Annotated in this window: 10 protein-coding genes and 1 pseudogene; 4 read left to right on the forward strand and 7 right to left on the reverse strand. The window is 72.3% G+C overall.

From position 1 onward, the window contains the following. Positions 1-113: 113 nt before the first annotated feature. On the reverse strand, positions 114-1,787 hold the full coding sequence (locus GTY56_RS32780) for a PucR family transcriptional regulator (protein ID WP_161368914.1): 1,674 nt from the start codon (positions 1,785-1,787) through the stop codon (positions 114-116). A 119-nt stretch (positions 1,788-1,906) separates the two neighbouring features. Beyond that, positions 1,907-4,039, reverse strand: a complete 2,133-nt coding sequence (locus GTY56_RS32785; protein ID WP_161368915.1) for an ATP-binding protein — start codon at positions 4,037-4,039, stop codon at positions 1,907-1,909. Between the two features lie 252 nt (positions 4,040-4,291). On the opposite strand from GTY56_RS32785, the gene gabT reads away from it, so the two are divergent. The 4 genes and pseudogenes from gabT to GTY56_RS32800 all read left to right on the forward strand — a co-directional run bounded on the left by gabT (position 4,292) and on the right by GTY56_RS32800 (position 6,946). Beyond that, positions 4,292-5,626, forward strand: coding sequence for a 4-aminobutyrate--2-oxoglutarate transaminase (gene gabT / locus GTY56_RS32790; RefSeq protein ID WP_161368916.1), 1,335 nt, complete (start codon positions 4,292-4,294; stop codon positions 5,624-5,626). A 163-nt stretch (positions 5,627-5,789) separates the two neighbouring features. Further along, positions 5,790-6,014 (forward strand): annotated as a pseudogene (locus GTY56_RS40920) (phosphatase PAP2 family protein); the annotation flags it as partial. Between the two features lie 12 nt (positions 6,015-6,026). Continuing rightward, positions 6,027-6,206, forward strand: coding sequence for a hypothetical protein (locus tag GTY56_RS32795; protein WP_161368917.1), 180 nt, complete (start codon positions 6,027-6,029; stop codon positions 6,204-6,206). 68 nt (positions 6,207-6,274) lie between these two features. Next, positions 6,275-6,946 (forward strand): phosphatase PAP2 family protein, encoded by a 672-nt coding sequence (locus GTY56_RS32800; RefSeq protein WP_161368918.1) that lies wholly within the window; start codon positions 6,275-6,277, stop codon positions 6,944-6,946. Here GTY56_RS32800 and GTY56_RS32805 read toward each other — a convergent pair. The 5 genes from GTY56_RS32805 to GTY56_RS32825 form a co-directional block, all read right to left on the reverse strand. Further along, complete coding sequence (locus tag GTY56_RS32805; RefSeq protein ID WP_161368919.1) at positions 6,928-7,398, reverse strand: hypothetical protein; 471 nt, start codon at positions 7,396-7,398, stop codon at positions 6,928-6,930. The two genes, GTY56_RS32800 and GTY56_RS32805, sit on opposite strands and share 19 nt — an antisense overlap. Positions 7,399-7,540: 142 nt before the next feature. Further along, positions 7,541-8,959 carry an NAD(P)/FAD-dependent oxidoreductase gene (locus GTY56_RS32810; RefSeq protein ID WP_161368920.1) on the reverse strand — a complete coding sequence of 473 codons (1,419 nt, stop codon included), beginning with the start codon at positions 8,957-8,959 and terminating at the stop codon, positions 7,541-7,543. A gap of 18 nt (positions 8,960-8,977) precedes the next feature. Further along, positions 8,978-9,778 (reverse strand): ABC transporter permease, encoded by an 801-nt coding sequence (locus GTY56_RS32815; RefSeq protein WP_161368921.1) that lies wholly within the window; start codon positions 9,776-9,778, stop codon positions 8,978-8,980. After that, entirely contained in the window at positions 9,779-10,708 is a 930-nt protein-coding gene (locus GTY56_RS32820; RefSeq protein ID WP_161368922.1) for an ABC transporter permease, read from the reverse strand. It abuts the gene before it with no gap. Then, the coding region (locus GTY56_RS32825) for an ABC transporter ATP-binding protein (protein ID WP_161368923.1) at positions 10,708-11,442 on the reverse strand (735 nt) is incomplete at its 5' end. The genes GTY56_RS32820 and GTY56_RS32825, both read right to left, overlap by 1 nt.

Here is an 11,442-nt window from a genome sequence, read left to right on the forward strand (position 1 = left end):
GGCCCTTCGGCATCGGGGGTGATCCTGTGCTGCGGGACCAACGGTAGGGGCGAGGTGGCCGAACGGCGTTTGTCCGGGACGTAGCAGTGGGGGACGCGGACACTACGGTTTGGCTACTCGGTGGTGGCCGCCTTCAGGGCGAGCCACAGCTCCATCCGGACGTCCGGGTCGTCCAGGGACCGGCCGAGGATCTCCTCGACCCGGCGCATGCGGTAGCGCAGGGTGTGCCGGTGGACGCCGAGGTCGGCCGCCGCCGCGTCCCACTGGCCGTGCTTGGACAGCCAGGCGCGCAGGGAGGCGACGAGGTCGCCGCGGCCCGTGGCGTCGTGCTCGTACAGCGGCCGCAGCATGCCGTCGGCGAAGGCCCGCACCGCGTCGTCCGCCAGCAGCGGCAGCACCGATCCGGCCGCCATCCGCTCGTGCTCGACGAGGACCCGCCCGCGCCGTCGCGCCACCGACAGCGCCTGCTCGGCCTGCTTGTACGCGGCGGACGCGGCGATGGGCCCGGCCGGTGCCGACAGGCCCACGACCAGTTCGTCGTCCTCGCCGCCCGGCACCTTCTCGCGTATCCCGGCCCGGGCCGTCTCCAGGGCGGCCGCGTACTCCCCGCAGGCCGCCGCGGCGGCGCCGCCGTCCGCGGCCAGCACCACCAGCCGCTCCCCCTCCGGCACCACCAGCACGGCCTCGCCGGCCCGGGCCGCCGCGGACTCCACGACGTCGGCGAGGGCCGCGAGGGGGTCGCCGCCGGGATCGGCCGCGGCGAGCGCGGCGGCCGATTGCCGCTCGGCGGGGGCAGCGCCCTTGCGGGCCTCGGCACGGGCCAGCGCGGCGGACGCCGACACCGGCACCCGCTCCGCGACCATCATCCGGAACGGCGCGTCCAGCAGCCCGCCGTACAGATCACCGGCGACCGCACGGGCGTGGTCGGGCTCCCCGGCCAGCAGCATGCGCAGCACCGCGGCGCCGACGCGCTGCTCGGCGGCCTGGAGGGACCGGGAGCGTTCCGTGGTCAGGGTCAGCAGCGCGATGGCCGAGTGGACGGCGTAGCGCTCGGCGGTGCCCGGGGCGGCGGCCGTGCCCACGGCGAGGGCCGCACGGGGGCGGCGGCCGGTGCCGAGGGTGTGCAGTTCGACCCGGTCCTCGTTCTCCGGGCCGCCGACCACGGAGGAGGCCGGGGCGGGACGGTCCCGCAGCTTCTGCACGTCACCGGTGAGCCGTGCGGCGCGCCGCACGGCCCACTCCGGCGCCGTGGCGACGACGGCGCCCGAGGCGTCGTACAGCGCCGCCCAGCCGTCGACCTGCGCGGCGAGCGCGGCCAGCAGCCCCTCCGGCCCGCCGGTCTGGGCCTGCCGGGTCAGCTCCCGCTGGGCGGCGAACCCGGCGGTGACGGCCCGGTACTGGTCGGCGGCGATCGCGGCGGAGACGGCCTTGCTGATGGCGAGGAACGGGGTGCGGCGCGGGACCTCCAGCAGCGGCAGGCCCTCCCGTTCGGCGGCGTCGACGAGCGCGGCGGGGATCTCCTCGTAGTTGACGCCGACGGCGAAGCCGAGGCCGGCCACTCCGGCCCCGGCCAGCCTCCGCACGTAGCGGCGCATGGCCTCCGGGTCCTCGGCGTCCAGCTTGAGGGCGGTGATCAGCAGCAGTTCCCCGCCCTCCATGTAGGGGACGGGGTCGGCGAGCTCGCTGGGGTGCGCCCAACGGACCGGCACGTCGAGGCGGTCTTCGCCCGCCCGCACGGTCAGCTTCAGCGCGGAGTGGTGGACGAGCGAGGCGAGCGTCGGGGGCATGAGGCCTTCTGCGTCAGGGCGGTGTGATCACTGTGGACTTTTGGCCGCCGCGTATGAACGACCTGTGACGATTCTGCCTCACTGTACGGTCCCCTCGTGCCCCCGCGGGTGCGAAAGGGTCAGCCCCGCAGGTCCACCAGCAGCGGAGGCGCGTGCTCGCCCTTGACGTCGGTCAGCGACAGCACCGCGTGCCCCGCCGGTACGCCGTGCGCCAGCTCGGAGGCGGACCAGCGTTCCCGCTCGACCTGCCGCACGGTCACCGCCCGCGCGGTCGGGGCCTTGCCGGTGATCACCCGGCGCAGCATGTGCACGGCCTTGCCGGCCGGCGTCTCCGCGATGATCTGCCGGTCGGTGACGTCGCGGGCCTCGGTCCACTCCTTGCCCCACACCTCGGCGAAGTCCTGCCCGTCCCACGGCGTGAGCCCCGACAGCGCCATCCGGCATCCCGTGGCCCCGAGCAGCGGCCCGCGCAGGGGCCGGGCCACGTCGTCCAGGGTCCGCAGGGTGAGCACCACCCCGGCGTTGCCGGACCGCAACCGCTGGATGCCGCGCACGGCCTCGGGCGTCACCACCCCGGTCGCGTCGTCCAGCAGGAGGCAGGCGAACAGCGACCGGTCCTCGCGTACGGCGACACTGGCCGTGAACTGCGCGAGCACGAGGCGGGCCAGCATCTTGGAGGCGTCGGCGTGGCCGCGCTGGGGCAGGTCGATGCGTACCCGCACCGGGTGGTCGAGGGCCTTGAGCGTGAAGGGCCGGGACTGCCCGGAGGTGTCGAAGAACCCGGCGAAGGCGGGCCGGTCGAGCAGCGCCACGCGATCGCCCAGCACCCCGCCGACGTCCCCGGGCTGCCCCATCTGCCGCTCCCGGGCGTCGAGCTCCCGCAGCAGGGACTCCTGCCCGGTCTCCTGGAGCCCCTGGCGCAGCGCGGCGAACGGCCCCGGCGCCCCGTCCAGCAGCTGGCGCAGCTCCGGTACGGAGGGGAAACGTCCGTGCACGGCCCGGAACGGCCCGAGCAACTGGGCGAGGACGGTGGTGGACCGGCGGCTGTCACTGCCGGGGTGCGGATCGGCGAGGTCCCCGACGAGGGCCTCGGCGAGCACGGCCGCGGCCTCGTCCGGGTCGGTGCTGCCGCCGTAGAGATCGAGGTCGTACTCGGAGTCCTGGTTCCCGATCCGTACGACCACGTCGTACGCGTCGGCCGGACCGAGCCCGGCGCCGGCCGCCCCGACGACGACCACGGCGGCGCGCCCGGCGAGGGCGTGCAGGCAGAGCGACTCGGCGAGGGGGCGGACGACGGTCCCGGTCTTGCCGGATCCGGCGGGGCCGACGGCGACGAGCGAGGTGCCGAGCAGGTCGGGCCCGAGAGCGAGGCCCGTGCCGCGGTAGGCGTACGGGTTGCGGGCGTCGTCCACGGTGGTACCGAGCCGCACCTGCCCGGTCACGAGGTCGTGCCGGGCGAGCCGGGCGGGCAGGTCGCGCTCCCCGGAGGGGTGCAGGCATGCGGCGGCACCGTCCTTGAGCACGGCGCCGCTGAAGGTGGCGAGGCTGTGCCGTCCGGTGCGCACGCCCTGCCAGGCGCGGAGGATCCGGGCGTGGTCGACGTCCCGCATCAGTCCGGAGCGGGCCTCGGCGGCGAGCCGCTCGGCGGCGTCGGGGGCCCCGGCGGCGCGCAGCTCGTTCCACTGGGCCGGGTCGTCCTCGGGCGCCGTACGGGTCTGCTGCTCCTGAGGCCGGCGGAAACGCGGGGTGACGAAGCGGCGCCACACCTCGCCCCAGCGGCCGAGCCGGGCCGCCCCGACCATGATCGCCAGGGCGACGAGCAGCTCGTAGCCCTGGTAGACGATGAACGTCCCGGTCTCCCCGAGATCGCTGTCGCCACCGCGCCAGGCATCGGGAACGATCAGGTCGAACGGCACCCACCACCACGTGCCGAGGTAGCCGTTCTGCAAGAGGGACCAGATCAGCCATCCCACGAGGAAGGCGATCAGCGCCCCGCTGAGCAGCTGCCGGGTCGGGATCTCCTCCGGTTCCTCGGCGGGGCGCGGCCGGTGCCCGAACCGCCATACGCCCGGCGCGGCGTCCGGGCGCGGCGCGCGCAGCCAGGCGAGGAACGCCGACCCGTCCGGCAGCGGCGGCGTCGCCGGTGCCCGGGGCGGCAGCGGAGGCATCGCCGGCACCTCCGGGGGCCCTGCCGGGCGCGGCACGGGACTCGCATGCGTACCCCGCGCGTCCTGCGTCCCGTCGCTGTCCATCGCCCTTGCCCCCTGACCAGCCGCTCCGTCCACCATCAGCGAGCCAATCTAACGCCCACCCGCGGGGAGTTCACCGCTTACACGGCCGGGTCGTGGGCACCGGTGCACGAGACTGCCATGTCCACCCCGGACAAGGCGCTCCGCCGACAACGCCCACATGGAGCATGCCCACCCCCCTTTCCCCGCCCTAGCCTGCGAGAAAAGAAGCCGAGCGTCCGTAAGAGACCATCCGCACCACCCCAGGAGCCCCGCATGACCGCACTTCCGCAGGAGCGCCGCGTCGTCACCGCCATTCCCGGTCCGAAGTCGCAGGAGCTTCAGGCCCGCCGTACTGCCGCGGTCGCGCAGGGCGTGGGGTCCGTGCTGCCCGTGTTCACGGCGCGTGCCGGTGGCGGGATCATCGAGGACGTCGACGGGAACCGGCTGATCGACTTCGGGTCGGGCATCGCCGTGACGTCCGTGGGCGCCTCCGCCGAGGCCGTCGTACGGCGGGCGTCGGCGCAGCTCGCCGACTTCACCCACACCTGTTTCATGGTCACGCCCTACGAGGGGTACGTCGAGGTCGCCGAGGCGCTCGCCGAGCTCACCCCCGGTGACCACGCCAAGAAGAGCGCCCTGTTCAACTCCGGCGCCGAGGCCGTCGAGAACGCGGTCAAGATCGCGCGGGCCTACACCAAGCGCCAGGCCGTCGTGGTGTTCGACCACGGCTACCACGGCCGCACCAACCTCACCATGGCGCTGACCGCGAAGAACATGCCGTACAAGCACGGCTTCGGCCCGTTCGCCCCCGAGGTGTACCGGGTGCCGGTGGCGTACGGCTACCGCTGGCCGACCGGTGCGGAGAACGCCGGTCCGGAGGCCGCCGCGCAGGCCATCGACCAGATCAGCAAGCAGGTCGGCGCCGAGAACGTCGCCGCGGTCATCATCGAGCCGGTGCTCGGCGAGGGTGGCTTCATCGAGCCGGCCAAGGGCTTCCTGCCGGCGATCCGCAAGTTCGCCGAGGACAACGGCATCGTCTTCGTCGCCGACGAGATCCAGTCCGGCTTCTGCCGCACGGGCCAGTGGTTCGCGTGCGAGGACGAGGGCATCGTCCCGGACCTGATCACGACGGCGAAGGGCATCGCGGGCGGTCTGCCGCTCGCGGCCGTCACCGGTCGCGCCGAGATCATGGACGCCGCGCACGCCGGCGGCCTGGGCGGCACCTACGGCGGCAACCCGGTCGCCTGCGCGGGCGCCCTCGGCTCGATCGAGACGATGAAGGAGCTCGACCTCAACGCCAGGGCGAAGAACATCGAGGCGGTCATGAAGGCCCGCCTCGGCGCCATGGCCGAGAAGTTCGACATCATCGGCGACGTCCGCGGCCGCGGCGCGATGATCGCCATCGAGCTGGTCAAGGACCGCGCCACCAAGGAGCCGAACCCGGAGGCGACCGGCGCGCTCGCCAAGGCCTGCCACGCCGAGGGCCTGCTGGTCCTGACCTGTGGCACCTACGGCAACGTGCTCCGCTTCCTGCCCCCGCTGGTGATCGGCGAGGACCTGCTGAACGAGGGCCTCGACATCATCGAGCAGGCGTTCTCCCGGATCTGAACCGCCGGCGCTCGCATCTGAGCCCCCGTCGAGGCAGGTGAGCCGCCCCGGTTCCACTACCGGGGCGGCGAGCGGCAGAGCGTGTGAAGAAGGTGTGCGAGGTGGATGACAGGCGGCCCCATGGCCTGTCCTGCGCCCCGCCCCTGTCGTAGGTTCTACCCAGATGAGAGATACACCCCGCCCGCAGGGGACTGTGGGTGACATCAGGCCGGGGCCTCCCCAGCTTCGACCTGGTCGTGCCCTCGCGCACACAACCGGAGCCTGAGGCTCTGGATCTCCTCACCGATCGGACGGTCGCCCGCCCCAAACCCCCCGGGGCGCGCGACGTTCCGGTCCGGACGGCCGCCCCGGAACCACCCCCCCTGTTCCGGGGCGGCCGACCTCCCTCTGCTCCCCCTTCGTGAGCATCTCGGTGAGTGCCGAGACGCTGTGCGGGCCGTGGCCCGCCTCGGCCGCCCGCCGCAGCAGGCCGGTCAGGGGATCCAGCCAGATCAGGGTCTTCCGGTTGCCGGTCCCGTTCCGGACGGTGGACTCCGCGCGGGTGGTGGCCCAGGGCGTCGGAGAGGCCGTCGTCGGGTGACCCGTCGTCCACGTGATCCTCCGCAGGGGCCGCGAGCGGACGTCGGTGCTCGTGCCAAGCTGTGCCCCATGCCGAACCCCGCAGCCCAGGAACGCACCACGTCCCCGGTCTGTGTCGCCCTCCTGCTCGCCCTTCCGGCCCTCCTCTTCGCCCTGATCACCTGGCAGGTCGTCGCCGACGGCCCGCTCGTGCGGCTCGACGAGCGGCTCAGCCGCGTCCTGGTGAACCCGGACCGCTGCTCCGAACTCCTCTCCGACCTGGGCAACGTCCCGGTCGCGGTCCCGGTGCTCGCCGTCGCGCTCGGGTACGCCGCCGTGCGCCACCGCCGCGCGGGCGTGGACCGGTGGTGGCTGCCCGTCGCGGCGGGGGCGCTGCTCATGGCCCTGGTCCCGGCGCTGGTCGTCCCGCTCAAAGAGCTCACCGACCGTCCGGGCACCCCGGCCGTCCCGCCCGGCACCGGCTACTACCCCTCGGGCCACACCGCCACCGCCGCCGTCGCCTACGGCTGCGCCACCCTGCTGCTGCTCCCCTGGCTGCGCACGGCCCTGGCCCGCCGCACCCTGATCACCCTCTGCGTCGCCCTGGTCCTCGGCGCGAGTTACGGCCTGGTCCGCCGCGGCTACCACTGGCCCCTGGACGTGGCGGGCAGTTGGTGTCTGAGTTCGGTGCTGCTGACGTCGCTGTGGCTGTCCGTCCGGGCAAGGACGCCGCCCGGACGGCCTCAACCACCGGGGCCCTGACCGTCGTTCTGCGTCGCCAGCCCCGCCGCCGCCTCGTGCATGGCCAGTTCCAGCAGGGCCGGATCGGTCAGCAGGCCCGAGCCGTCGGGCGGTACCAGCCAGCGGACGCCACCGGGTGAGGAGCGGCCCGGGTACGGCACGACGATCCAGGTGCCGGCGCCCGCCGTGCGGATGCCGGTGCCGAGCCAGCGGGCGGCGGTGCCCGGGGGCACGAAGAAGCCCATGCGCGCGTCACCGAAATCGACGAGCACGGGACCCTGCCGGTCGAGGACACGGCTCAGCACGTCGAGCGTGGCGTAGCCGAGGTCCCCGGGCAGGATGAGCACGTCCCAGGCGCTGCCCGCCGGCAGCAGCGCCACGCCGAGCGGGTTGCGCTCCCACTCCCAGCGGCAGGCCTCGGGATCGGGCGCGACGGATGCGAGCCACTCGACCGCCGTCTTCGCACCGGTCATCGTCAAAGACCCCCTTCTCTCTCGCGAACCTCACGGACGCGCGGGGCGTCCGGAGGGCATCACGAGGGAGAAGGGGGTGTCCCCCCGGCCATTACGCGGGTTCCGGCACCCCTTTGGAGTGAACCGGATCACACCCGGTCGGTCAGCTGTCGAATCCCAGCCCCAACCGGTCCATCGTGCGCAGCCACAGGTTGCGCCGGCCGCCCTGGGCGTCCGCGCGGGCCAGTGACCACTTGGTGAGGGCGATGCCCGTCCAGGCGAACGGCTCGGGCGGGAACGGCAGGGGCTTCCTGCGGACCATCTCCAGCTCGGTGAGCTCGGTGCGCTCCCCCGCCAGCAGGTCCAGCATCACCTCGGCGCCGAACCGGGTCGCACCGACCCCGAGGCCGGTGTACCCGGCCGCGTAGGCCACCTTGCCCTGGTGGGCGCTGCCGAAGAACGCCGAGAAGCGGGAGCAGGTGTCGATCGCACCGCCCCAGGCGTGGGAGAAGCGGACGCCCTCCAGCTGCGGGAAGCAGGTGAAGAAGTGCCCGGCGAGCTTGGCGTAGGTCTCGGGGCGGTCGTCGTACTCGGCGCGGACGCGGCCGCCGTAGGGGTAGATCGCGTCGTAGCCGCCCCAGAGAATCCGATTGTCGGCGGACAGCCGGAAGTAGTGGAACTGGTTGGCGCTGTCGCCGAGGCCCTGGCGGTTCTTCCAGCCGATCGCGTCGAGCTGCCCGGGCGTGAGCGGTTCGGTCATCAGCGCGTAGTCGTAGACCGGGACGGTGTACGAGCGGACCCGTCTGACCAGGTTCGGGAAGATGTTCGTGCCGAGGGCGACCCGGCGGGCGCGGATCCGGCCGTAGGGGGTGCGGACGGCCATGCCGGGGCCGTACGGCTTCAGTGTCAGGGCGGGGGTGTGCTCGTAGACGCGCACGCCCAGGGCCACGCACGCCCGCTTCAGGCCCCAGGCGAGCTTCGCGGGGTTCAGCATGGCGACGCCCCTGCGGTCCCACAGGCCCGCCTGGAAGGTGGGTGAGTTCACCTGCTCCCGTACGGCGTCGGCGTCCAGGAACTCGACGCCGTCGGCCAGGCCCTGCCGGGCGGTCTCCTCGTGCCACTCGCGCAGCTCCCGCGCCTGGTAGGGCTCGGTGGCGACGTCGATCTCGCCGGTGCGTTCGAAGTCGCAGTCGATGCCGTGCCGGGCGACCGCGGCCTCGATCGCGTCGAGGTTGCGGTCGCCCAGCTCCTGGAGCCTGTGGATCTCGCCGGGCCAGCGGGTGAGGCCGTTGGGCAGACCGTGGGTGAGGGAGGCGGCGCAGAAGCCGCCGTTGCGGCCGGAGGCGGCCCAGCCCGCCTCGCGGCCCTCCACCAGCACCACGTCCCGCTGCGGGTCGCGCTCCTTGGCGATCAGCGCCGTCCACAGTCCGCTGTAGCCGCCGCCGACGACCAGCAGGTCGCAGGTCTCGGAGGTGGTGAGGGCGGGTTCGGGCCGGGGCCGGCCGGGGTCGTCCAGCCAGTACGGGACCGGCTGGGCGTCGGAAAGCGAACGGGTCCACTGGTTCATGGCGCCAGGGGCCATGATGTCAACTCCCTACGGTTATGCCTTGTGCCTGTTGCGACGGTTTCCGGCGACCATGGAAACCAGGACGAACAGTACGGCGACGACGAACATGGTCGTGCCGATGACATTGATCTGAACGGGCGTTCCGCGCTGCGCCGAGCCCCAGACGAACATGGGGAACGTGACGGTCGAACCGGCGTTGAAATTCGTGATGATGAAGTCGTCGAAGGAGAGCGCGAAAGCAAGCAGTGCGCCCGCCGCGATTCCCGGTGCCGCGATCGGCAGGGTGACCCGGACGAAGGTCTGGAACGGGCCCGCGTACAAGTCCCGGGCCGCCTCCTCCAGTTTCGGGTCCATCGACATCACACGCGCCTTGACGGCCGTGACCACGAAACTCAGGCAGAACATGATGTGGGCGATGAGAATCGTCCAGAAACCCAGCTGGGCGCCCATGTTGAGGAACAGGGTGAGCAGCGAGGCGGCCATGACGACCTCGGGCATCGCCATCGGCAGGAAGATCAGCGAGTTCACGGCACCGCGGGCGCGGAACCGGTAGCGGACCAGGGCGAAGGCGATCAGGGTGCCGAGGAGCGTGGCACCGAGCGTCGCCCACAACGCAATCTGGAGGCTGAGGGACAGCGACCCGCACAGCCCGGAGACCCCGCACGGGTCCTTCCAGGCGTCCAGGGAGAACTGCTGCCACTCGTAATTGAAGCGCCCCTTCGGTTTGTTGAAGGAGAACACCGTCACGACGACGTTCGGCAGGAGCAGATAGCCGAGGGTCAGCAGTCCCGCGAGGACGACGAGATTTCTCTTGAGCCAGTCGACGAAGGGCATTTAGACCAGATCCTCCGTCCCGGACCTGCGGATGTAGAGGGTGACCATGAGCAGGATGGCCGCCATGAGGATGAAGGAGAGCGCCGCGGCCGTCGGATAGTCGAGGACTCTCAGGAACTGTGTCTGGATGACGTTTCCGACCATGCGGGTGTCGGTGGAGCCCAGCAGATCGGCGTTCACGTAGTCACCGGCCGCCGGAATGAAGGTGAGCAGCGTGCCGGAGACGACACCCGGCATCGACAGCGGGAAGGTGACCTTGCGGAAGGTCGTCGAGGGGCGCGCGTACAGATCCCCGGCGGCTTCGTGGAGCCGTCCGTCGATGCGCTCCAGCGAGGTGTAGAGCGGCAGGATCATGAACGGCAGGAAGTTGTACGTCAGACCGCAGACCACGGCGAGCGGGGTGGCGAGGACGCGGTCGCCGGCGGTCATGCCGAGCCAGTTGGTGACGTCCAGGACGTGCAGCGTGTTCAGCGCGCCGACGACGGGTCCGCCGTCCGCGAGGATCGTCTTCCAGGCGAGGGTGCGGATCAGGAAGCTGGTGAAGAACGGCGCGATCACCAGGATCATGATCAGGTTCCGCCAGCGGCCCGCGCGGAAGGCGATCAGGTACGCGAGCGGGTAGCCGAGCAGCAGGCACAGGATCGTCGCCGTGCCCGCGTAGAGCACCGAGCGGACGAACTGCGGCCAGTACGCGGACAGCGCGTCCCAGTAGGTGGCGAAGTGCCAGGTGACCTTGTAGCCCTCCTCCAGGGAGCCCGTCTGCACGGACGTGGAGGCCTGGTAGATCATCGGCAACGCGAAGAACACCAGCAGCCAGAGGATGCCGGGCAGCAGCAGCCAGTACGGCGTGAAGCGGCCTCTGCGCTTCGGCGGCTTCGGTTCGGGCGCCTCGGGCGCGAGCGGCGGTGGCGCCTCGGTGAGTGTGCTCATCAGACCGCCTCTTCCACTCCGGCCTCGGCGTCCTGGGCGGCGTCCAGACCGAAGGTGTGGGCCGGGTTCCAGTGCAGGACGACCTCGGCGCCGGGCACCAGGCGGGGGTCGCGGTCGATGTTCTGGGCGTAGACCTCGAAGTCGGGGCAGACCGGGCTGTCGACGACGTACTGCGTGGAGACGCCGATGAAGCTGGAGTCGGCGATCCGGCCCGTGATGCGGTTGCGGCCCTCGGGGATCTCGCCGGCGTCGTCCGCGTGGCTGAGGGAGATCTTCTCCGGGCGGACGCCGACCAGCACCTTGCCGCCGGTGGACGTGGGTGCCGAGCATCGCGCCCCGGGCAGGACGAGCTTGCCGCCGCCCGCCTTCAGCACGATCTCCTCGCCGCTGCTGGAGTCGACCTCGGCCTCGATGAAGTTGGAGGTGCCGAGGAAGTTCGCGACGAACGTCGTGCGCGGGTTCTCGTAGAGGTCGGTGGGCGCGCCCAGTTGCTCGACACGGCCCCCGTTCATCACGGCGACCGTGTCGGCCATGGTCATGGCCTCCTCCTGGTCGTGCGTGACGTGGATGAAGGTGATGCCGACCTCGGTCTGGATGCGCTTGAGCTCCAGCTGCATCTGGCGGCGCAGCTTGAGGTCGAGGGCGCCGAGCGGCTCGTCGAGCAGGAGCACCTTGGGGTGGTTGATCAGCGCGCGGGCCACGGCGACGCGCTGCTGCTGGCCGCCGGAGAGCTG

It is taken from the genome of Streptomyces sp. SID5643, assembly GCF_009872555.1.
Lineage (GTDB): Bacteria > Actinomycetota > Actinomycetes > Streptomycetales > Streptomycetaceae > Streptomyces > Streptomyces iakyrus.